20 protein-coding genes are annotated in these 23,144 nt (G+C 61.6%); all 20 read right to left on the bottom strand.

What is annotated here, in order from left to right:
* Positions 1-17: 17 nt before the first annotated feature.
* The 20 genes from mutT to mraZ all read right to left on the bottom strand — a co-directional run bounded on the left by mutT (position 18) and on the right by mraZ (position 23,096).
* On the bottom strand, positions 18-449 hold the full coding sequence (mutT, locus tag E4656_RS11410) for an 8-oxo-dGTP diphosphatase MutT (protein ID WP_135483407.1): 432 nt from the start codon (positions 447-449) through the stop codon (positions 18-20).
* The gene (argJ, locus tag E4656_RS11405) at positions 446-1,666 is read right to left on the bottom strand and encodes a bifunctional glutamate N-acetyltransferase/amino-acid acetyltransferase ArgJ (protein ID WP_135483406.1); all 1,221 of its coding nucleotides are present in this window, start codon (positions 1,664-1,666) and stop codon (positions 446-448) included. The genes mutT and argJ overlap by 4 nt, the downstream gene beginning before the upstream one ends.
* Complete coding sequence (gene secA / locus E4656_RS11400) at positions 1,666-4,380, bottom strand: preprotein translocase subunit SecA (RefSeq protein WP_135483405.1); 2,715 nt, start codon at positions 4,378-4,380, stop codon at positions 1,666-1,668. Before secA ends, argJ begins: the two co-directional genes overlap by 1 nt.
* 129 nt (positions 4,381-4,509) lie before the next feature.
* A complete protein-coding gene (locus E4656_RS11395) occupies positions 4,510-5,448 on the bottom strand; it encodes a M23 family metallopeptidase (protein ID WP_135483404.1) in 939 nt (312 codons plus the stop codon).
* Between the two features lie 66 nt (positions 5,449-5,514).
* Positions 5,515-6,420, bottom strand: a complete 906-nt coding sequence (lpxC, locus tag E4656_RS11390; RefSeq protein WP_135483403.1) for a UDP-3-O-acyl-N-acetylglucosamine deacetylase — start codon at positions 6,418-6,420, stop codon at positions 5,515-5,517.
* Between the two features lie 85 nt (positions 6,421-6,505).
* Entirely contained in the window at positions 6,506-7,654 is a 1,149-nt protein-coding gene (gene ftsZ / locus E4656_RS11385) for a cell division protein FtsZ (protein WP_135483636.1), read from the bottom strand.
* A 67-nt stretch (positions 7,655-7,721) separates the two neighbouring features.
* Positions 7,722-8,972 carry a cell division protein FtsA gene (gene ftsA, locus E4656_RS11380; protein WP_135483402.1) on the bottom strand — a complete coding sequence of 417 codons (1,251 nt, stop codon included), beginning with the start codon at positions 8,970-8,972 and terminating at the stop codon, positions 7,722-7,724.
* Entirely contained in the window at positions 8,969-9,739 is a 771-nt protein-coding gene (locus E4656_RS11375) for a cell division protein FtsQ/DivIB (RefSeq protein WP_135483401.1), read from the bottom strand. The genes ftsA and E4656_RS11375 overlap by 4 nt, the downstream gene beginning before the upstream one ends.
* Complete coding sequence (locus E4656_RS11370) at positions 9,736-10,683, bottom strand: D-alanine--D-alanine ligase (RefSeq protein WP_135483400.1); 948 nt, start codon at positions 10,681-10,683, stop codon at positions 9,736-9,738. The genes E4656_RS11375 and E4656_RS11370 overlap by 4 nt, the downstream gene beginning before the upstream one ends.
* Complete coding sequence (gene murC / locus E4656_RS11365; RefSeq protein WP_135483399.1) at positions 10,680-12,122, bottom strand: UDP-N-acetylmuramate--L-alanine ligase; 1,443 nt, start codon at positions 12,120-12,122, stop codon at positions 10,680-10,682. The genes E4656_RS11370 and murC overlap by 4 nt, the downstream gene beginning before the upstream one ends.
* The gene (gene murG, locus E4656_RS11360; protein WP_135483398.1) at positions 12,119-13,210 is read right to left on the bottom strand and encodes an undecaprenyldiphospho-muramoylpentapeptide beta-N-acetylglucosaminyltransferase; all 1,092 of its coding nucleotides are present in this window, start codon (positions 13,208-13,210) and stop codon (positions 12,119-12,121) included. The genes murC and murG overlap by 4 nt, the downstream gene beginning before the upstream one ends.
* A complete protein-coding gene (ftsW, locus tag E4656_RS11355; protein ID WP_205849188.1) occupies positions 13,207-14,400 on the bottom strand; it encodes a putative lipid II flippase FtsW in 1,194 nt (397 codons plus the stop codon). Before ftsW ends, murG begins: the two co-directional genes overlap by 4 nt.
* Complete coding sequence (gene murD / locus E4656_RS11350) at positions 14,397-15,773, bottom strand: UDP-N-acetylmuramoyl-L-alanine--D-glutamate ligase (RefSeq protein ID WP_135483397.1); 1,377 nt, start codon at positions 15,771-15,773, stop codon at positions 14,397-14,399. Before murD ends, ftsW begins: the two co-directional genes overlap by 4 nt.
* Positions 15,774-15,796: 23 nt before the next feature.
* Entirely contained in the window at positions 15,797-16,879 is a 1,083-nt protein-coding gene (gene mraY, locus E4656_RS11345; RefSeq protein ID WP_135483396.1) for a phospho-N-acetylmuramoyl-pentapeptide-transferase, read from the bottom strand.
* Positions 16,880-16,883: 4 nt separating this feature from the next.
* On the bottom strand, positions 16,884-18,242 hold the full coding sequence (locus E4656_RS11340) for a UDP-N-acetylmuramoyl-tripeptide--D-alanyl-D-alanine ligase (RefSeq protein ID WP_135483395.1): 1,359 nt from the start codon (positions 18,240-18,242) through the stop codon (positions 16,884-16,886).
* Positions 18,239-19,702, bottom strand: coding sequence for a UDP-N-acetylmuramoyl-L-alanyl-D-glutamate--2,6-diaminopimelate ligase (locus E4656_RS11335; RefSeq protein WP_135483394.1), 1,464 nt, complete (start codon positions 19,700-19,702; stop codon positions 18,239-18,241). The genes E4656_RS11340 and E4656_RS11335 overlap by 4 nt, the downstream gene beginning before the upstream one ends.
* Positions 19,695-21,401: a peptidoglycan D,D-transpeptidase FtsI family protein gene (locus tag E4656_RS11330; RefSeq protein WP_135483393.1), complete on the bottom strand. Its 1,707-nt coding sequence runs from the start codon at positions 21,399-21,401 to the stop codon at positions 19,695-19,697. Before E4656_RS11330 ends, E4656_RS11335 begins: the two co-directional genes overlap by 8 nt.
* Positions 21,398-21,670, bottom strand: coding sequence for a cell division protein FtsL (gene ftsL / locus E4656_RS11325; protein ID WP_135483392.1), 273 nt, complete (start codon positions 21,668-21,670; stop codon positions 21,398-21,400). The genes E4656_RS11330 and ftsL overlap by 4 nt, the downstream gene beginning before the upstream one ends.
* Positions 21,667-22,650: a 16S rRNA (cytosine(1402)-N(4))-methyltransferase RsmH gene (rsmH, locus tag E4656_RS11320; RefSeq protein ID WP_135483391.1), complete on the bottom strand. Its 984-nt coding sequence runs from the start codon at positions 22,648-22,650 to the stop codon at positions 21,667-21,669. The genes ftsL and rsmH overlap by 4 nt, the downstream gene beginning before the upstream one ends.
* Entirely contained in the window at positions 22,647-23,096 is a 450-nt protein-coding gene (gene mraZ, locus E4656_RS11315; protein WP_135483634.1) for a division/cell wall cluster transcriptional repressor MraZ, read from the bottom strand. The genes rsmH and mraZ overlap by 4 nt, the downstream gene beginning before the upstream one ends.
* Between the last annotated feature and the right edge of the window lie 48 nt (positions 23,097-23,144).

Genomic DNA, 23,144 nt, shown 5'->3' with positions numbered 1-23,144 from the left:
GTAGCAGGGCAACTGGCTCAGGCGCAGTCCGCCTGCAGGGCCTCGATAATGCTGATATTGGCGGCCGGGAATTCCTCCGGATTCAGCGCCTGCACCGGCATCCAGCGAACTTCCTGCCCTTCACGACCTTCCGGCTGGCCGGAGTAGGCTCCGATCTGGGCGACTTCCAGGCATACCCGCTTGTCGCCATAGTCGTGCTCGATCACCTGCCAGGGCGCCAGGTCAGCCGGGATATCCAGCACCAGACCCACTTCTTCGGCAAATTCCCGTGTCAGCGCTTCGGCCAGGTTTTCCCTGCCTTCGATCTTGCCCCCGGGAAACTCCCAACGGCCACCCTGATGCTGATGGGCGGCCCGGCGGGCGATCAGCACCTGGCGCTGGTCATTCACCAGTACGCCCACGGCTACCCGCACCACGGTCGGAGTCAGTTCGCTTGCAGTTGCTGTCATGTTCGATAGTCCGCGTTGATACTGACATAGCCATGGCTGAGATCGGTCGTCCAGACGGTTTCCGTGACCTCTCCCTGCCCCAGATCAATATGGATGGTGAACTGCGATTCGGCAAACAGGGCAGCACCCTGCTCTTCAGTATAGTCGGGGTGTCGACCACCTTCCTTGACCAGCGGGATATCATCAAGATCGATGCGCACCCGGTCCAGATCAAGGGACGCCACCGGCGCCCGCCCCACTGCGGCCAGAATACGCCCCCAGTTGGCATCGCTGGCACTGAGCGCTGTCTTGACCAGTGGCGAGTGGGCCACGGTATAGGCGACGGTCAGGGCATCATCGACGCTGGCCGCGCCATGGACACTGATGGCGACCATCTTGTTGGCGCCTTCGCCATCGCGCACAATCTGCAGCGCCAGTTCGCGCATGACTTCCTGCACCGCGTTGTGGAAACAGTTCCAGTCTTCCGAGCCCGGGTGCAGAGCCACTCCGGAAGCCCCGGTGGCCGCCATGATGCAGGCGTCATTGGTGGAGGTGTCACCATCCACAGTAATACGGTTGAAGCTCTGTTCGTTGGTGTCCTGCAGCAGGGCTTCCAGATCGGCCTGCTCCAGCTCGGCGTCGGTACAGACAAAGCCCAGCATGGTGGCCATATTGGGGCAGATCATGCCGGAGCCCTTGCTGACCCCGGTAATGGTGACGGCCTGATCGCCGATATGCACCACCACCGAATGACCTTTGGGCCGGGTATCCGTGGTCAGTATGGCTTCGCCGATCTGGTACCAGTCGGCTTCACCTGCAGCGGCAGCCAACTGCGGCAGCACAGGCTCGATGCGATCCATGGGCAGGTACTCGCCAATCACGCCGGTTGAAAACGGCAGCACTGCCTCGGGCGCCACGCCCAGCGCCTGCGCCAGGGTAGCACAGCAGGCCAGCGCATCGGCATGACCCTGCTCACCGGTGCCGGCATTGGCATTGCCGGTGTTGATCAGCAGGGCCCGAGCCGACTCGACCTGGGCCTGCAGATGTGCCCGAGCCACATGCACCGGAGCAGCACAGAAGCGGTTGCGGGTAAAGACGCCGGCCACACGACTGCCCGGGGCCAGGTGTATCAGTGCAAGGTCGTTGTGATCCGGTTTCTTGATGCCGGCAGCACCCACCGCCAGCGACACGCCGGCCACCGGACGCAGATCAGTCACAATGCCCTTGCCAACAGCCATCAGCTCAACCTGCCATGACAGTGTTTGTATTTCTTGCCGGAACCGCAGGGACAGGGTTCGTTGCGACCCACCTTTGGCACCGCACTGGCGGTGGCCGGGGTAGTCTGGCCCTGCGCCTGCAACTGCTCACGCAGCTCGGACTGACGCCGCTGCAGTTCCCGCATTGCCTTCTCCTGCTCGGCCCGCTTGCGCTCCATCTCTTCCACTTCTTCGCGGCTGCGTACCTGCACATGCGACAATACGCGAATGGTTTCACGCTTCACTGATTCCAGCATTTCCTGGAACAGGGCAAAGGCTTCCTTCTTGTATTCCTGCTTGGGGTTCTTCTGCGCATAACCGCGCAGATGGATGCCCTGGCGCAGTTGGTCCATCTGATGCAGATGCTCTTTCCAGTGCTGGTCCAGAACCTGCAGCATGACCTGCTTTTCAAAGCGACGCATGGCTTCCGGGCCGGCCACTTCCGACTTCTCCCGATAACGCTCTGCAATGGCTTCGAGAATACGGTCGCGCAGGCCCTGTTCGCCCAGATGGTCGTCAGCGTCTATCCATTGCTGCAGCGACAGATCAACCGCAAACGACGCCTTGATCTGTTCCTGCAGGCCGCTGACATCCCATTGCTCGTGCAGGCTGCCCGGCGGAATGAAATCATCAATGACGTCATGCACCACGTCGGCACGGATGGCTTCCAGCATCTCGGTGAGATCTTCGGACACCATGAACTCGTTGCGCTGGGCATACACGACCATACGCTGGTCATTGGCCACGTTGTCATATTCCAGCAACTGCTTGCGGATATCGAAGTTGCGGTTCTCCACCTTGCGCTGGGCCTTCTCGATGGCATTGGACACCATGCGGGCTTCCAGTGCTTCGCCCTTGTCCATGCCCAGATTCTGCATCATGGACTTCATGCGATCAGACATGAAGATGCGCATGAAGGGATCTTCCAGCGACAGGTAGAAACGCGATGAACCCGGGTCACCCTGACGGCCGGCACGACCACGCAGCTGGTTGTCTATACGACGGGATTCATGACGCTCGGTACCGATGATGTGCAGCCCGCCGGCTTCGATAACCGCCGAGTTGCGTTTGTCCCAGTCGGCCTTGATGGCCGCCACCTGCTCCTCACTGGGGTTGTCCAGTTGCCTGGCTTCAGCCTCCCAGTTGCCACCCAGCACAATATCCGTACCGCGACCGGCCATGTTGGTGGCAATGGTAATGGCGCCCGGGCGCCCGGCTTCGGCAATGATCTGGGCTTCGTTGGCGTGGTTCTTGGCGTTCAGCACATTGTGCTTCAGACCGGCCGTGTTCAAGGCTTCCGAGATACGCTCCGAGGCCTCGACCGACGCCGTGCCCACCAGCACGGGCCGCTGCTGCTCCACCGTGGTCTTGATGTCGGCGATAACCGCTTCGTATTTCTCTTCTTCGGTCAGATAGACCAGGTCATTGTTGTCGACCCGGGCGATCGGCTTGTTGGTCGGAATGACCACCACATCCAGACCATAGATCTGCCGCAGTTCGAAGGCTTCGGTATCCGCCGTACCGGTCATGCCGGCCAGCTTGTCGTAGAGACGAAAATAGTTCTGGAAGGTGGTGGAGGCCAGGGTCTGGTTTTCGCGCTGCACCTGCAGCCCTTCCTTGGCTTCAACGGCCTGATGCAGGCCTTCGCTCCAGCGTCGACCGGGCATGGTACGGCCGGTATGCTCATCCACGATCAGGACCTGATCGTCCTGTACCAGATAATGCACATCGCGGTGAAACAGGTTGTGCGCGCGCAGCGCCGCCGTGGCATGGTGCAGCAGACCCAGATTATTGGGGGCGTACAGAGACTCGCCCTCACCCAGCAGTTCCTGTTCGATCAGCAACTGTTCCAGATGCTCATGACCCTGCTCGGTGAGCTCGACCAGACGGTCCTTCTCGTCCACGGTGAAATCACCGGGCTTCTCGATTTCACCGTTTTCATCCAGTACCTGTTGCTCCAGACGTGGCACCAGTTTGTTGAGCGTAGTATAGAGTTCGGAGCTGTCTTCCGCCGGGCCAGAGATGACCAGTGGTGTTCGCGCCTCGTCGATCAGGATGGAATCCACCTCATCGACGATGGCAAAGACATGTCCGCGCTGATAGCGATCTTCCGGTCGGAAGGCCATGTTGTCGCGCAGGTAGTCAAAACCCATTTCATTGTTGGTGCCGTAGGTCACGTCGGCTTGATAGGCAGCACGCTTTTCTTCCGGCGGCTGCTGGCTGCGCACCACCCCCACAGTCAGACCCAGAAATTCATACAGCGGGCGCATCCAGTCGGCATCACGGGCGGCCAGATAGTCATTGACCGTGACCAGATGCACTCCCTCGCCATCCAGTGCATTCAGATACACCGGCAAGGTCGCCACCAGGGTTTTGCCTTCCCCGGTTTTCATCTCGGCTACCTTGCCCTGGTGCAGCACCATGCCACCGATGAGCTGTACATCAAAGTGCCGCATGCCCATGACGCGACGACTCGCCTCACGGCAGACGGCAAAGGCTTCCGGCAACAGGTCTTCCAGTGTTGCGCCTTCTGCCAGGCGCTTCTTGAGCTCGGGAGTCCTGGCCTGCAGATCAGCATCGCTGAGCGCCTGCAGGCCCTCTTCCAACGCATTGATTTTATGGACAGTCTTGCGCAGGCGCTTTACTTCTCGTTCGTTCTTGCTCCCGACAATAAGCTTTGCGAGTTGGGTAAACATGAGACACTTCTGTTGATGAATTTGACTGCGCGCTACTATATCAGATTAATCAGTCATTTATGACACTATTGGCCACAGTGGCGCCGATGGTTTCGGCACCACATCACAGGAAGGGAAGTCTTTGCGCGCTCAGTTGCGCGTGCGGGAAATATAGTCGATGGGGTCGCGGGTACGGCCATTGTTGTGGACTTCAAAATGCACATGCGGTGCAGTCGAACGACCGGTATTGCCCAGAGCGGCAATCACCTGGCCTTTCTCCACGATCTCGCCGACCTGTACGTAGTTTTCCCTGTTGTGCGCATAGCGGGTCGAATAACCACCGCCATGGTTGATCTCGACCATGTTGCCATAGCCACCGCGCTCGCCGGAATACACCACCACGCCCGAAGCCACGGAGACGATATCCAGCCCCTCTGGGCCAGCGAAATCGAGTCCGCCATGCCAGGCATTGGCGCCGGTGAACGGATCGGTACGATAACCATAGCGGGAGCTCATCCAGGCGCCGCTGCCAACCGGACGACCGGCGACAAAGGTCTGATCATCCATACTGCGGTTGTTGAGCAAGGACTCCAGCACGGTCAACTGCTGACGCCGACTGTCGAGGTGCGCTTCCAGTCGCTCCAGTTCTTCGGCAAAGGTGGGCGGCCGCTGGAAGCGCTGATCATCGTCACTGGAAACCGGAACTTCAGGGCCACCCACGCCGGGCGGCATGGAGAAATCGAATTCGCTGTCTTCCAGACCGGCCACGTCGATCAGCCGCTCGCCCAGCGCGTCCAGCCGTGTCGAGCGCGCCTGCAGCTCGGCCAGACGCACGGCCAAGGCGGCCAGCTCCTCTTCGGACTGGCGAGTAATCTGGTCCAACAGCTGTCGCTGCGAGTGGATTTCCTGCTCCCATTGCACCAGGGCACGGTCACTGAGGGCACGCCCGGCTTCCGGCGTACCGGCCAGGAAGCCCAGATAAAACAGACCTACCGCCGACACCAGGATCAGGTAGGGCATTGACCGCCCAAGCCAGGTCGGCAGGTGCAGCGAACGACCGTGTCTCTGTGTGACCAGAATAATCTGCATGCGCTCGAACTCTCTCCGTTGATACGGACGCTACGTTGACTGCTGCTTAACGACTACTGTGTGCGTTCAGGCCACAACCGGACGATATGAAATGGGTGCGGCTTCCGGGGTATCAAAGGTCATGTACTCCCAGGTTTCCGGATGACAGATCAATTCCCGAAGCAGGAGATTGTTGAGACCGTGCCCGGACTTCTCGGCTACAAAATGACCGATCAGGCTGTGACCCAACAGGTAGAGATCGCCAACGGCATCCAATATTTTATGCTTCACAAATTCATCATCATAACGCAGACCGTCCTCGTTGAGGATACGGTACTCGTCCATGGCAATGGCATTGTTGAAATTGGCACCCAGTGCGAGATTGTTCGCACGCAGGTACTCGAAGTCGCGCATGAACCCGAAGGTACGCGCACGACTGATCTCCTTGACAAAGGTCGAGGAGGAAAACTCCAAACTGGCGTATTGCTTGCTGACATCGAAGGCCGGGTGATCGAAATCGATTCTGAAGCTGATCTTGAAGCCGTCATAGGGCTCAAAGCGGGCTACACGATCACCATCGCGGACTTCAACCGGGCGCAGAATGCGAATGTACTTCTTGGGCGCTTCCTGCTCCGCGATACCTGCAGATTGCAACAGGAATACAAAGGGCCCTGCACTGCCATCCATGATCGGCACTTCGGCCGCACTGACCTCGACATAGGCGTTGTCGATACCCAGCCCGGCAAAGGCAGACAGCAGGTGCTCCACGGTGTCCACACGGACATCACCTTCCATCAGGGTGGTTGACAGCGTCGTCTCACCGACGTTCTTTGCAAAGGCGTGAATGTCGACTACGGGGTCCAAGTCTGTCCGACGGAATACGATCCCTGTATCCAGTGGAGCAGGACGAAGTGTCAGAAAGACCTTTTCGCCCGAGTGCAGTCCAACGCCTGTCGCCTTGATGACGTTCCTGAGTGTACGCTGTTTCACCATGTGATTTGTGCAATCCTGCTTAAGCGGTGTATTCAAAGTCTGCCGATAATACCAGATCGGCCCGGACTTCCCCAATTAACAATTGTTAATCAGCCTGACGCCTCAGAAAGGCCGGAACGTCAAGAAGGTCGTCCATATTGTCAGATCTGCCGCCAGAACTTTGACTGCGTTGCTCTGTATCCCGACGCCGCATGACGGTGGGACGGTCCAGCTTCTGATAATTGGTTTCCACCGGCTTGCGCGTATTGTCCACCGCAACCGTCGGTCGATCTTCACGTTCACCGATACCGGTCGCCACCACAGTGACCCGAATTTCGTCCGTCAGTTCCGGATCAATGGCAGTACCGATAACAATGGTAGCGTCCTCGGCGGCGAATTCTTCAATAATATCGCCCACAGCCTGATATTCCCGCAACCCCAGATTGACCCCGGCGGTAATATTGACCAGTACACCACGGGCGCCCTGCAGATTCACATCTTCCAGCAGCGGCGACCGGATGGCTTCTTCCGCAGCCTTGACAGCCCGTCCTTCGCCCTTGGCGACACCGGCACCCATCATGGCCATGCCCATTTCGGACATCACGGTTCTGACATCGGCAAAGTCGACGTTGATCTTGCCCTGGCGGACGATCAGATCGGACACGCCCTGCACAGCGTTGAGCAGCACATTGTCGGCTTCCGCGAACGCATCCAGCAAGCTGATGTCATCATCCATCGCCGTCAGCAGTTTCTCGTTGGGAATGGAGATCAGCGAGTCCACATACTGGCGCAGGGCCTCCACACCGGCTTCGGCCACTTTCAGCCGACGCTTGCCTTCGAAACGGAATGGCTTGGTCACCACACCGACAGTCAGAATACCCAGTTCCTTGGACACCTCGGCCACAATCGGCGCCGCTCCGGTGCCCGTGCCACCGCCCATGCCGGCGGTCACGAAGACCATGTCGGCACCGGTCAGTGCTTCGACCAGTTTTTCCCGGTCTTCCAGCGCCGATTGCCGCCCTACCTCGGGGTTGGCACCGGCACCCAGGCCCCGGGTGATGGCTCCGCCCAGTTGCAGCACGGTGGCGCCTTCCACCGAATCCAGGGCCTGCGCATCCGTGTTGGCGCAGATAAACTGCACCCCGGGTACCTGATTGGTGGCCAGCATGTGCTGGATGGCGTTGCAGCCACCGCCGCCGACACCGACCACCTTGATGACGGCCTGATTGGGGGCCGACTCGATCAGCGTGAACATGTCACCTGAAGTCATGGTTTTATCAAATTCAGTCATTTTCCTGCTCCTGTTGTTGTCCTCGTGTCCATCAGAAATTGCGTTTGATCATATCCCTGAATCGTGCCCAGGCACCGGGTCCTGCCGGTTTGGGTGCACGCTTCTTCCTGCTGGGACTGCTTCCCTGAGTCTCGAGCTGCTGCAGTCCGTGCAGCAACAGACCCACACCGGTGGCGTAGATCGGGCTTTTCACCACATCCGACAGGCCGGTTACCCCAGCGGGATAGGCCAGACGAACCGGCATGTGGAACACTTCCTCAGCCAACTCCACGGCCCCCTCCATACGGGCCGTACCCCCCGTCAGGACAATGCCTGCCGGGATCAGTTCCTCGTAGCCGCTGCGGCGCAGTTCGGCCTGAATCAGTGAAAACAGCTCTTCGTACCGCGGTTCCACCACCTCTGCCAGCGCCTGCCGTGACAGTTCCCGCGGCGGTCGGTCGCCCACGCTGGGCACCTTGATCGATTCATGCGCGCCGGCCAGCTGGGCCAGCGCACAGGCGTACTTGACCTTGATCTCTTCGGCATGCTGGGTGGGCGTGGCAAAGGCCATGGCGATGTCGTTGGTCACCTGGTCACCGGCAATGGGAATCACCGCCGTGTGCTTGATCGCACCCTCGGTGAATATCGCCATGTCGGTGGTGCCGCCGCCGATATCGACCATGCAGACACCCAGTTCCTTCTCGTCATCGGTCAGCACGGCATAGCTGGAAGCCAGCTGTTCCAGAATGATCTGCTCCACTTCCAGCCCACAGCGACGCACGCATTTCTCAATGTTCTGTACTGCCGTCTCGGCAGCCGTCACCAGATGCACCTTGGCTTCCAGACGCACGCCCGACATGCCGAAGGGCTCCTTGATGCCTTCCTGGTTGTCGACCAGGTACTCCTGCGGCAGGATATGCAGAATCTTCTGGTCGGCCGGGATGGCAACCGCCTGGGCAGCGTCGATCACCCGCTCCACGTCGGCCTCCAGCACCTCCTTGTCCCGAATGGCGACAATGCCGTGGCTGTTCAGACTGCGAATATGACTGCCGGCGATACCCACATGTACGGAGTGGATGTCACAGCCCGACATCAGTTCGGCCTCTTCAATGGCGCGTTGAATGCTTTGCACGGTGGACTCGATATTGACCACCACGCCCTTTTTCATGCCATGTGCCGGATGCGAACCCAGACCCACGACCTCCAGTCCGCCCTCGGCGGTCACCATGCCCACAATGGCCACAACTTTGGAGGTTCCGATATCCAGACTGACTATCAGCTCTCCCTTGTGCACCGAACTCATGCTGTCTCTCCTGATTTCCACGCAACGGCTACCCCGTACTGGTAACGTGCATCCAGCACGGCGATGTTGTCCGCCTGCTGGCTGTCATTGGTAACTGCCAGCACACGCGCCACGCGGCGCGCTCGCTGCAGAATTTGGCGCTGCCCGAGCCGCACTTTGATGCCATTGTCCAGCTCCAGCTCCCAGGCGCCCCGGTCAGCCAGGGTCAGGGCTTCAATTCGATAGCCCATGCTGCTGAACATCTGACTGAAGCGCAGATAGTTGGCCATCACATCCTCGGCACGCCCCTCCGGTCCGGCCAGGCGCGGCAATTCAAAACTGAGCTCGCTGGGGCCAAAGACCTCACCCCGGCTATTGATAAAAGCGTCATCGTTCCAGAACGCCAGCGGGGTCTGCTCGACCACCTGTACCCGCACCCGGTCCGGCCACTGGCGCTCCAGCACCACCCGGTCCAGCCAGGGGAAGGCCCGCAGCTCCTGCTCCAGGGCCGTCAGCGACAGTCCCCAGTAGCTGTCTTCAACGCGGTGCAGATGGTCCAGAATGGCCTGCTCGTCCTGAAACAGCAGATTGCCCTCAATCTCCCACTGCACCGTCTCCGGCGTCAGCCAGCGTCCACCCATGGCCAGCCCGGCAGCAAACACCCCCAGGCTGAAGACCACGACCACCGGCTGCCAGAAGGACACCCGAAAGTGCACCCGAGGCAGCGCTAGCCTCGGCAGGCGGATGCTGGGCCAACTGCGTCTTGGCGTGGCGCCGCGTCGGGTCATGCCTGCACCTCCACCTGTTCCAGCAGGCGCACGATCAGGTCCCCGAACTCCAGTCCCACGGCCCGCGCCGCCTTGGGCACCAGGCTATGGCTGGTCAGGCCGGGAATGGTATTGGCTTCCAGCAACCAGAAACGGCCGGCGCTGTCACGCATGGTGTCGATCCGACCCCAGCCCCGGCAGCCCAGAGTACGAAAGGCGGTCAGCGACAAGGCCTGCAGCGCCGCTTCATCTTCTTCATTCAGACCGGACGGCAGAAAGTAGCGCGTGTCGTCCCGTTCATATTTGGCGGCGTAGTCGTAGAACCCGCTCTCGGCCTCCATGCGGATAACCGGCAGCGCCTGGTCACCGACAATGCCCACCGTATACTCGGGGCCATCGATAAAGCGCTCGGCAATCACCTCGCTGTCGTACTGGCTGGCCGCGGCATAACCGCTGGCCATGGCAGCAGCGTTGTCGACGATGCTGATACCCAGGCTGGACCCTTCCAGTACCGGTTTCAGCACCGCCTTGCCGCCCAGCGCCTGCAACGCCTCCGACCAGTCGGTATCGGCGCTCAGTACCCGGCTGTCCGCAGTGGGCAGGCCGCTGCCGGCCCAGACACGCTTGGTCAGCAGCTTGTTCATGGCAATGGCAGAGGCCGCCACGCCGCTGCCGGTATAGGCGTAACCGAAGGCATCCAGCACGGCCTGAATCTGGCCGTCCTCACCACCGCGACCATGCAGGGCAATGAACACCCGCTGCGGCTGCGCCGCCTGCAATTGGGCCAGGTAGTCTTCGGCGGTATCGATACCCACGACATCCGCCCCCAGGTCCTGCAGCGCGGTCAGCACCGCGCCACCAGACTGCAGGGATACGGCGCGCTCGGCAGAGTGCCCGCCATACAGCACGGCGATGCGTCCCAGAGCACGGATCCGGCTGTGCCGATCTGTATGCTGTGCCGTCATGCCTTGAACCCCAGTTCTTTCTCTGCCAGTTCGATGGCCAGAGCACCGATATCCCCGGCGCCCTGGGCGATCAGCAGGTCACCGCCGGCCAGCAGGTTGGGCAGCACCGTCATGACCTCATTGCGGTCCGCCACGAAGACCGGCTCCACCTGCCCGCGCTGGCGGATACTGCGGGCCAGCGAGCGACCATCCGCACCGGGAATGGGCTCCTCGCCAGCCGCATAGACATCCAGCAGCACCAAGGCGTCCACTCTGGACAGCACGCGCACGAAATCCTCGTAGAGATCGCGCGTGCGGGTATAGCGATGGGGCTGGAACAGCAGCACCAGGCGCCGGTCCGGCCAGCCCTTGCGGGCTGCATCAATGGTGACCTGGAGTTCTCGCGGATGATGACCATAGTCATCCACCAGCATGATTTCGCCCTTCGGCGTGGTGAACTCACCGCGCACCTGAAAGCGCCGGCCCACCCCTTCGAAGCGTTCCAGAGCCCGCACTATGGCGGCGTCTTCCACGCCCTCATCCGTTGCCATGACCACGGCAGCGGTAGCATTCAATACGTTGTGCTGGCCGGGCATGCGGACGGTCAGATCAAGTGGCGGTCGGCCCCCGGGGCGATCGACCCGGAAGCGCGTGCTGTAGGCCTGCGCCTCGACACTGGAAATGCGGTAGTCGGCATCCTCGGAGAAACCATAGGTCACGGTAGGCCGACTGATGCGCGGCAGAATCGACCGCACATGTTCATCGTCGATGCAGAGAATGGCCAGGCCGTAGAACGGCAGGTTGTGCAGGAACTGCACAAAGGCATCCTTCACCTTGTCGAAATCGCCCTCATAGGTGTCCATGTGGTCGGCATCGATATTGGTGATCACGGCCACCATGGGCTGCAGATGCAGGAAGGAGGCATCACTTTCATCCGCCTCTGCCACCAGATAGCGCGATGTACCGAGGCGAGCATTGGTGCCGGCACTGGTCAGCTTGCCACCGATGACAAAGGTCGGATCCAGCCCGCCTTCGGCCAGCACGGAGGCAGCGAGACTGGTGGTGGTGGTCTTGCCATGGGTGCCGGCGACGGCGATGCCATGGCGATAGCGCATCAGTTCGGCCAGCATCTCGGCTCTCGGTACCACGGGGATGCGGTGCTGGTGCGCCGCCGCCACTTCCGGGTTGCCTTCCTTGATGGCGGTTGAAGTCACCACGACATTGGCCTTGCTGACATGCTCGGCATCATGGCCGATACTGACCTCGACGCCCATCTTCATCAGCCGACGGGTGACCGGGCTGTGCCTGATATCGGAGCCGGATACCTCATAGCCCTGATTGACCAGAACCTCGGCAATGCCGCACATGCCGACACCGCCGATGCCGACGAAATGGATGCGCCGGATACGCCGCATTTCCGGTACATCATGTACCGTGATGTTGGTGTCACGAAAAGTCATTTGCTGCGCTCCATAAAGGTTTCCAGAGCCGCCACCACACGTTCGGTGGCATCTCGCTGCCCGGCGCCATGGGCGGCCTGTGCCCACTCCTGCAGCCGCTCGGCATGCAATGTATCCTGCAGCGCTGCGGCCAGTGTTTCTTCGGTCAGTTCGGCCTGCGGCAGCATGCGCGCTGCGTGCACGCGCACCAGGCGTTCCGCGTTGCGGGTCTGGTGGTCGTCAATGGCAAACGGGAACGGCACCAGCAGACTGCCGACACCGACTGCCGCCAGCTCTGACACCGTCAGGGCGCCGGCGCGCGCCACCACCAGATCAGCCCAGCCCATAGCCTCGGCCATGTCCTCGATAAAGGGCGTCACTGTCGCCTCGATTCCGTTCCGACTGTATACCTGTCGGGTCAGTGTCTCGTGTGCGCGCCCGCACTGATGCCACACTTCCGGCCGTCGCCCCGCCGGCAGGCGCGCCAAAGCCGGTGGCAGCAATTGATTCAGGGCCAGCGCCCCCTGGCTGCCCCCCAGCACCAGCAGGCGCAGGGGACTGTGCCGTCCGGTCTGGCGTGCATCCGGGCCCGGCAGCGCACAGACCTCGGCACGCAACGGATTGCCCACGACTTCCGGTCGGTACTGCGCCGGCAGGGCTCCGGGAAAAGCACAGAGGCAGCGCCGGGCAATGCGGGCCAGCCAGCGGTTGGTGGTGCCCGCGACCGCATTCTGTTCATGAATGACCACCGGGCAGCGCAGCAACCAGGCGGCCAGACCGCCGGGACCGGAAGCGAAACCGCCCATGCCGAGCACCACATCCGGCTGCAGCCGCCGCAGAATGCGCAGTGCCTGCAGCAGGGCCAGAGTCAGCCGGAACGGCGCCATCAACTTGGTCAGGGGACCGAGCCCCCGGACACCGGTCACGGAAATATGGTGCAGCGGCAGGTCGGCGGCAGGTACCACCCTGTTTTCGATGCCGCGCGGCGTGCCCAGCCAGTCGACACGACAGCCGCGAGCCTGCAGTTCTTGCGCCACCGCCAGCGCCGGGAACACATGGCCCCCGGTGCCGCCGGCCATGATCAGTACGGATGGACGGGCAGCGGTCATGCTTCATCCTCCCTGATCAGCGGGTCGGGTGCCTGATCGCCATTGAGTTCGGCCGATACCCGGCTGACCAGGCCCACCATGGCAAAACAGACCAGCAGGCTGGAACCGCCGTAACTGATGAACGGCAGCGTCAGCCCCTTGGTCGGCAGCAGGCCGGTGTTGACCCCCAGATTGATGAATATCTGCAAGGCAAAGATGATCACCACGCCATAACACAGGTAAGCCGAAAACGGGTGTTCACGCTCATTGGCCTGCCAGCCGATCCACAGCATGCGCCCTACCAGCGCCGACAGCGCCAGCAGCAGCAGCAGTGTGCCAACCAGCCCGAATTCCTCGGCCACAATGGCGGTAATGAAATCAGTATGCGCTTCCGGCAGGTAGAACAATTTCTGCAGGCTGTTGCCGAGCCCCACGCCCAGCCATTCGCCGCGCCCGAAGGCGATCAGTGCCTGGGTGAGCTGGTAGCCCGAACCGAATACATTGGCTTCCGACCAGGGGTCCATGAACGACATCAGGCGCTGCACCCGGTAAGTCTGGGTGACCGCCATCAGACCGGCAGACAGGATCGCCACCGCTATGGTGACAAAGAACTGTCCCGGCCGCACACCGCCCAGAAACATCATGCCCATGATGGTCGCCATCAGTATGACCACGGACCCGAAATCGGGCTGTGCCAGCAGCAGGCTGGTGACCAGCGCCACCACCAGCAGGGGCTTGAGAAAACCGGTCCAGCGCGTGCGCACTTCTTCCTGCCGCCGCACCAGATAGCCGGCGACATAGATGACCATGGCCAGTTTCATGGCCTCGCTGGGTTGCAGGGTGATAATGCCCAGATTGATCCAGCGCCAGGAACCATTCACTTCATACCCGATACCGGGGATCAGAACGGCCACCAGCAACGCAAAACCGAGCAGCAGCAGCAGCCCGCTGATGCGGTACCAGAATGCCAGCGGCATGGAAACCATCAGTCCATAGACCAGCACGCCAAGCCCCAGGTAAACGCCATGACGGATCATCAGCGCAAAGCTGTCACCATGGACCTGAGCCGAGAAATCCATCGACGCCGAGGCGATCATCATCCAGCCGAACAGGGCCAGACCGGCCATCAGCATCAGCAGAATCGGATCAACCCGCTGCCAGACACTCTGCTCATTGTCGAACCAGTTGCGCCAGGTCATGTGCGTGCTCATAGTGCGCCCCCCATGCCTGTCGCCCGATCCAGCACGGCCTGACGGAAGGCTTCGCCCCGGGCCTCGAAGTCTGCAAACTGATCAAAGCTGGCACAGGCCGGTGACAGTATGACCCAGTCCCCTGGTGCACTCCGGATCCGGGCCTGAGCCAGGGCAGCGAGCAGAGTATCTTCAGTCCAGACCCACTCCGACCCGGCCTGACGACAGGCCTGGGCGATCTGTTCGCCGTCACGACCGTAGCTGTAGACCGACACACCCAGCCGCTGACAGGTTTCTCCCAGCGCCCGGAAATCTGCCGCCTTGCCGTCACCGCCCGCCAGCAGATGCATGCGCCCGGCGCATTCCGGCGCCAGGCCGTCCAACGCTGCCAGCGTGGCACCCACATTGGTACCCTTGGAATCATTGATAAAGGTCACCCCGGCCTGGTCCGCCACCCATTCACAGCGATGCGGCAGGCCACGGTAGCTGCCCACGGCCTCGGCCATGGCTGTCAGTGACCAGCCCTGCAGCATGCCGGCGGACAGTGCGGCCAGGATGTTGAGCTGATTGTGGCGCCCTTTCAGGGCCAGCCCGGACCACAGATATACCGGCTCCAGGCCTCGATAGAGGCGCACGCCGCCAGGCTCGGTCTGCAGGCTCAGCAGGCCGATATCCGCCTGTTTCAGCGAATAGGCCTGACGCGGCATCTGTTCGGACACCAGCGGTGCCGTCAGCGGATCTTCGGCATGCACCACGATGGCCTGACAGCCGGTGAAAATGCGATGTTTGGCGGCCCGGTAGGCTGTCATGTCGGGGTAGCGATCCATATGGTCAGGGCTGATATTCAGCACCATGGCCACATCGGCGTTCAGTGCATGCGTCATTTCCAGCTGGAAGCTGGACAGTTCCAGCACCGCCAGTTCATGCGGTTCCTCCAGCAGGTCCAGCACCGGGCGGCCGATATTGCCGCCGGCCAGCGCCTGCAGGCCAAGGGTCTGCGCGATATGCTCCAGCAGGCGCACTACGGTGCTCTTGCCGTTGGAGCCGGTCACGGCAATCACTGATGCCTGGCTGTGCTGCCGGTACAGGTCGATATCACTGACCAGCATGGCGCCCTTGGCCAGCGCCTGCCGGATCGGTTCCTGGCTCAGCGCCAGGCCGGGGCTGACATAGAGTTCATCAGCGGCATCCAGCCAGTCCTGCCGCCAGCCGCCCGTATGGATATGACTCTGCGGGCAAAGCTCACGCACGGCAGCCAGATACGGCGGGTCGTCCCGCGTATCCAGCACCCGGAACGACCGGCCCTGGCGAGCCAGCCAGGACGCCATACTAAAGCCTGTCTTCCCGAGACCCAGTATCAGTCGTTCTGTATCCGTTCCGATAACCTTGCTCATAATCTGTTACGTCATTCGCCTCTTCAGCGCAGTTTCAATGTAGACAGTCCGATCAGCACCAGAATGACGGTGATGATCCAGAAACGGACAATGACCCGGGGTTCCGGCCAGCCCTTCAATTCGTAGTGGTGATGCAGCGGCGCCATGCGAAAAACGCGGCGCCCGGTCAGTTTGTAACTCGCCACCTGCACGATGACCGACAGGGTTTCAGCCACAAACACCCCGCCCATGATGAACAGCACGATTTCCTGGCGCGTAATGACGGCAATCACCCCCAGCGCCGCACCCAGCGCCAGCGCCCCGACATCACCCATGAACACCTGCGCCGGGTAGGTGTTGAACCAGAGAAATCCGAGCCCGGCGCCCACCAGCGCCCCGCAGAAAATAATCAGTTCCCCGGCACCGGCCACATAGGGAATCTGCAAGTATTCGGCAAAGCCGACATTGCCGCTGGCATAGGCAAAGATGCCCAGGGCACCGCCGACCAGGATGGTGGGCACAATGGCCAGCCCGTCCAGACCGTCGGTCAGGTTGACCGCGTTGCTCGAGCCGACAATGACGAAATAGGTCAGGATCACAAAGCCGAAACCCAGCGGAATCATGATGTCCTTGAAAAACGGCACGATCAGTGACGTTTCCACCGGCGCTTCAGCAAACCAGAACAGCAGCAGGGCTGCTATCAGCCCGGCAATGGACTGCCAGAAGTACTTCCAGCGTGCGGCCAAGCCGCGTGCGTTGCGCAGCACCACCTTCTTGTAGTCATCAACCAGCCCGATCAGCCCGAAGGCGGCGGTAACGCCGACCACGATCCAGACATAGTGGTTGGTCAGGTCCGACCACAGCAGCGCTGAAGCCAGTACCGAGAACAGGATCAGCGCACCGCCCATGGTCGGCGTGCCGGCCTTGCTCAGGTGCGCCTTGGGCCCGTCATCGCGAATCGACTGACCGATCTGGTGGCGCTGCAGCAGGCCGATCACGCGGGCACCGAAGACCAGAGAAAGGCCCAGTGCGGTCAACACACTGAGAATGGTGCGCATAGTCAGGTACTGCACCACGGTCAGTGGTGAGAACAGTCCGGACAGGTGGGTCGCCAGCCAGAGAAACATCGTCTCAGTCTCCTTTTTCCAGGCGGTCTATGAGGGCTGCCATCACTTCTTCCATGGCCGACGACCTTGAGCCCTTGACCAGCACCGAGCCACCGGACTCGCGCTGTACCAGTTCAGAAAGAGCGGAGATCACTTCCGCCCGATTAACAAAATGCCTGCCCTCGTCACCGAAGGCCTTGCTTGCCGGTGCTGCGGTCGGGCCAACCGACCACAGCGCCGCAATTCGTCGCCGCGCATAGTTGCCGAGCGCCTTCATGGCCGGGGCGGTATGGTCCCCGAGCTCGCCCAGCTCGCCCAGCACCAGCACCTGCGGCGTGGGCGCGGTGGACAGGACATCGATGGCCGCCCGTACCGATTCCGGGTTGGCATTGTAGGCGTCATCAATCAGCCGCCAGCCCTTGATCGAATGCTGGGCCAGCCGCCCCGGTGCCGCGCTCATCCGTTCAATGGCATCCAGCCAGAGATGGTCCGGCAGTCGCAGCGCCACCATCACCGCTACTGCCGCAGCCAGGTTGGATACATTGTGTGCGCCCACAAGTGGCAGGGTAACCACGTGCTCAAAGCCCGGACCACGCAGATTGACCAGCGTGCGCTCGGCTTCCGCTTTCAGGCAGGTAGCCTGTATTTCCGCCTCGGCACTGGTGCCGAAGCTGACAATGCGACCGGGCGCCTGCTGTGCCCATTGCTCGTAGGCCGGATCATCCCGATTGAGTACCGCGATGCCTTCACTGTTCAGACCCTGCAGAATCTCGCCCTTGGCCTGCCGGATCCGCTCGGTGGACCCGAACTCGGCCAGGTGCGCCGTGCCGGCATTGACGATCACCGCCACATCCGGCTTCGTCAGCCGTGTGGTATAGGCAATTTCGCCGACATGATTGGCCCCCAGTTCCACTACTGCATAAGCATGCTCAGGGCTGATGCGCAGCAGCGTCTTGGGCACGCCAATCTCGTTGTTCAGATTGCCCTGCGTCGCCAGCGTGTTGCCGCAGGCATTGAGCAGCACAGCCAGCATTTCCTTGGTGGTGGTCTTGCCGGAACTGCCGGTCAGCGCCACCACCGGGGCCTTCGTCAACTGCCGGTTGGCCGCCCCCAGGTGCCCCAGGGCACGCCGGGTGTCGGGCACGATCCACTGCGGTACCGGCAGCGTGTCCGGGTGATCCACAACCAGCAGGGAGGCACCATTTTCATGCGCCACCGGATTGAATTCGTGACCGTCGAAATGGGCTCCGCGCAGCGCCACGTAGGCATCTCCGGGCTGCAGCGTGCGGGTATCCGTACTGACATTGCGAATCTGTGCCGGGCCGGTAATGGCCGAGCCCGGATACAGGCTGACCAGTTCTGTGCTGTCCAGAAACCGCATCATGACAGGGCCTCCCGCGCGCTCTGCACCGCGCCCAGGTCTGAATAGGGGTGCCGTACACCCTGCTCTTCCTGGTAATTCTCGTGCCCCTTGCCGGCCACCAGAATCACATCACCTGCGGCCGCTCCGGCAATGGCCTGCCGAATGGCGTCGGCGCGGCTTTCAATCACTTCCAGTGCCATGCCGTCAGGAATGCCGGGCCGCATATCGGTAACGATGCGCGCGAACGGCTCGCTGCGATTGTTGTCACTGGTAATCCACAGGCAATCGGCCTCGGCTGCCGCTGCCGCTGCCATCAGCGGGCGCTTACCGCGGTCACGATCGCCGCCACAGCCAAACACGCAATGCAGGCGCCCGCGGGTATGATGACGGGCTGCCCGCAAGGCCTTTTCCAGAGCATCCGGCGTATGCGCGTAATCGATGATGGCCACCACGCCGTTGGGCAGAGGCACCGGTTGCATGCGACCGGCCACCGGTCGCAGCGCCTGCAGGCGGTCACGGATGTCGCGGCTGTTCAAGCCGAGCAGGCCCAGCGCCCCGATGGTGACGGCCAGATTGGCAATATTGAAGTCGCCCACCAGAGCAGTGTCGGTTTCCAGTGGCCCCCAGGGCGTGACCCAATGGATCAGCAGGCCCTGGGGCCGTCGTTGAATATGATTGGGCACCACGCTCGCGGTACCGCCGATGCGGCCGGATACCCGCAGCGCATCTCGCCGCCCCTGGGCCAGACGCTGCCCCCAGCGATCGTCGGTACAGATCACTGCCCGCTGGCTGCGACCCAGATCAAACAGCTTCTGTTTGGCGGCGAAATAGTGATCCATATCGCCGTGGTAATCCAGATGGTCGCGTGACAAATGCGTGAAAAGTGCGAGCCGGAAGCGCAGCCCGTCCACCCGGCCCTGATCCAGTGCATGGCTGGACACTTCCATGACCGCCCACTGGGCGCCCTGCTCCGACCAGTCGGCCAGCAGACGGTGATTGGTCAGCACATCCGGCGTAGTGTTCAGGCTGTCTTCCAGATCGGGCCAGAGGCCGGTACCCAGGGTGCCGATCACGCCACACCGACCCGCCTGACCCAAGGCCTGGGCCAGGTAGTGACTGATCGAGGTCTTGCCGTTGGTGCCGGTGACACCGATCACTGCCAATCCGCGCTCATTGACCGCATAGATGGCTTCCGCCAACTGGCCCAACTGCGGGCGCAGGTCCTCCACCCACAGCAGGCGTTCTGTCGATTCCGGCGCCACCGGCATCTGCTTCTGCATAGCCTGTCCGGCATCAATGCATTCGGCCACGACCAGCACATCAGCCTGCCCCATCACCTGCTGGATAAAATCACGCCCATCAATGGCCGCCCCCGGCAAGGCAATAAAGACATCGCCGGGTCTGACCCGGCGACTGTCGAGCACCGCATCACCACCGGTGCGGCGCAGATGTTCCAGTACCTGGCGCAGCCAATCACTCATGCGTCACCCTCCGCAAACGGTCGGTCCAGGCTGTCAGGCCATTCTGTTCGCGCTCGGCAAAAAGCCGATCGGGGGTGGCGCCGATATGCGCCAGCGAGGCCTGCATCACTTCCGAGAAAATCGGCGCCGCAACCGCACCGCCGAAATACTCTTCGCCGCGCGGGTTGTTCACCACAATCGAGATTACCAACTCCGGATCATCCGCCGGTGCGTAGCCGACAAAGACACCCCGATAGGCATTTTCATCATAGCCCGCCAGGCCGACGGTATGCGCCGTACCGGTCTTGCCGGCCGCAGTGTACAGCGGCATCCGAGCGCGTGTGCCGGTGCCACCGTCACCCAGGGCCGCTTCCAGCATGCGCTGTACATCAGTGACCACACTACTGGGGAGTACCCTGGTCGGGGGAGCCTGCAGGCTTTGCTGTAGAATTCTGGGCCGCACCAGCACCCCGTCATTGGCAATCACGGCATAGGCCTGCGCCAGTTGCAGCGGGGTGGCAGTCATGCCATAGCCGTATGACTGGGTGGCCACCTGCACGTCCGACCAGTTGGTCCGGTTGGGCAATGACCCGGTCGCTTCACCCGGAAAGCCCACTCCGATCGGCTGGCCGAAACCCAGGCTGTACAGCGTGGACCAGAGTCGATCCCCGCCCATGTCCAGCGCCAACTGGCTGATGCCGACATTCGATGAATGACGTATGATGCCGGTGACATCCAGCTCACCATAGTCGCGGAAATCGCGAATGGTGTGGCCGTTGCCCAGATTCATGGTACCGGGCGACGTATTGAACCGGTCTTCCGGTGTTACCAGGCCCTCGTTCAGGGCGGCCAGCACTGCCATGGTCTTCATGACACTGCCAGGCTCGACAGCATCGGTAATGGCACGATTGCGCAGATACTCGGGGCGGATGGAGCTGCGGTCATTGGGGTTGTAGGACGGCAGATTGGCCATCGCCAGTACGTCGCCGGTGCGCGGGTCCAGCACCACAGCAGAAGCCCAGTCGGCCTGATGGTACTGCCAGGCACTCTTGAGTGCGCGGTACACCTTGTACTGTAGGTCCAGATCGATGGTCAGTTGCAGGTCGCGCCCCGGTTGCGGTGCCCGCACGGTTTCCACGTGCCGCACCACCTGTCCGTTCAGGTTCTGCAGCACCAGGCTGCGCCCGGACTGGCCAACCAGCATATCGTTGTAGGCCAGTTCCACACCTTCCTGACCATGGTCATCAATATTGGTGAACCCCAGAATATGCGCTGTCACTTCACCGGCCGGATAAAAGCGCTTGTATTCCTGCCGGCCGTACACGCCCGGAATACCCAGCGCCAGCACGTCTTCAGCCTGCTCGGGCGGCAGCTGCCGGCGAATATAGAAGAAGGCCCGATGAATGTTGTAGCGCTGACGCAAGGTTTCCAGTGAAGCGCCGGTGGCTTCGGCCAGACGCGGCAGATCCGCTTCGGACAGATGGCGCGGATCGCCCCACAGTGATACCACCGGCGTGCTGACCGCCAGCGGTGTGCCGTGACGGTCCAGAATCATGCCGCGGTGGGCACCCACTTCCACTTCCCGGGCCGAGCGCATCTGCCCCTGATTGATCAGGAACTGCTGCTCCGCCACCTGCAGATACACCACGCGTCCGATCAGTGCTGACAGCAACAGCAACAGCGCCAGCACCACAAGATAAAGTCGCCAGCGGGCAGTCATCGGGACACCTCCGGCAATAGTTCGATCTGAGCCGATTCCGGCTCCCGCAGTTGCAGTTGCCCGGCGCGCTGCTCCAGCAACATGGGCGAAGCCAGGGCGCCCTGCTCCAGAGTCAGCCGCCCCCACTCGACCATCAGATCGTCATGGATCTGGGTCAGTCGATTCACTTCGGCATGCATGTGCCGGGTCTGATGGCTGCTGTACACAACACCCAGACCACTGAGCCATATCGCGATTACCAGCAGAATCCAGCCCGGCCGCAAAGTCATGCATCACCTCCGGTCGGATCGGCCAGACGCTCGGCCACCCGCAGTACTGCACTGCGCGCACGCGGATTTTCTGCCACTTCCTGTTCGGTGGCCTTGCGTCCCTTGACCAGCAGACGCAGACGGCGCCGAATGGCGCTCTCCTGCACCGGCAGGCCGCGCGGAATCGGGTCCCCCTGCGCTTCTCGGCGCATGAACCGCTTGACCAGCCGATCTTCCAGCGAGTGAAAACTGATCACGACCAGACGCCCTCCGGGCGCCAGCCGCTCCATGGCGGCAGCCAGACCGGTTTCCAGGTCGCCAAGCTCGCCATTGATGTGAATGCGGATAGCCTGAAACACCCGTGTTGCGGGATGCTTGTGCTTTTCCCAGCGCGGATTGGCCGCCTTGACCACCTCGGCCAGGTCCCCGGTGCGGGTAAAGGGTGTTTCACGGCGACGTTCGACTATGGCCCGCGCCATGCGGCGCGAAAAGCGTTCTTCGCCATACTGATAAAACACGTCAGCCATTTCCTGCTCCGGCACCCGATTGATCCAGTCGGCAGCACTTTCGCCCTGCTCCGGATTCATGCGCATGTCCAGCGGGCCGTCATGAGTAAAGCTGAAACCGCGCTCGGCATCATCGAGTTGCGGCGAGGACACGCCCAGATCCAGCAATATGCCCTGTACCTGATCCAGGTTGTGCTGCGCACAGAGCTCGTGCAGTTCTGCAAACGAGCCCCAGGCCATGTTGAACCGCGCGTCTTCGGAGGCCAACTGGCGGCCGACCTCGACTGCCGCCGGGTCCTTGTCGACACCCAGCAGGCACGCCGATGTGTCCAGATGGGCCAGCAGTGCCCGGCTGTGACCGCCGCGTCCGAAGGTGCCATCGATATAGGTCCCCACAGCCGGGTTCCGAACAGGCTCCTCTTGCGACGGGGTCCTGCCGGCCCACCACAGTACGGCTTCATCCAGCATGACCGAGATGTGCTGATGCAGGCTCATAGAGACAGCTCCAGCAGGGCTTCCGGCACGTCCATGGCATCATCCTGGAGGTAGGCATCACGCCGCTCCTGCCAGTAGGTTTCATCCCAGACCTCGAATTTGTTGCCCTGCCCCAGCAGCACGATCTTCTTGTCGAGGCGGGCATGTTCACGCAGCGGGCCCGGCACCAGGATGCGGCCATTGCCGTCCATCTCGATATCGGTGGCATGGCCAATCAACAGGCGCTGAATACGGCGCACGGCCCGGTTGTAGCTGGGCAGGGCCTCGATTTTCTGCTGAATGATTTCCCATTCATTGAGAGGGTAAAGCAGGAGGCACAACTCTTCTGTGTCAATAGTAAGTACTAACTCACCTTGGCAGACCTCAGAAATCGCATCCCGGAATCTTGAAGGGATGGCCATTCTGCCTTTGCTGTCCATGCTGAGTGAGTGCACACCCCGCAGCATGTTACCTGCCTTTGACGCTTCCAAAATGCTGTTCCATTCACTGTATGG

Origin of the sequence: Natronospirillum operosum, assembly GCF_004768465.1 — a bacterium.
Classification (GTDB): Bacteria; Pseudomonadota; Gammaproteobacteria; order Pseudomonadales; family Natronospirillaceae; genus Natronospirillum; species Natronospirillum operosum.
The sequence above is the reverse complement of the archived record's forward strand: the minus strand, read 5'-3'. Positions and strand labels throughout refer to the sequence as shown.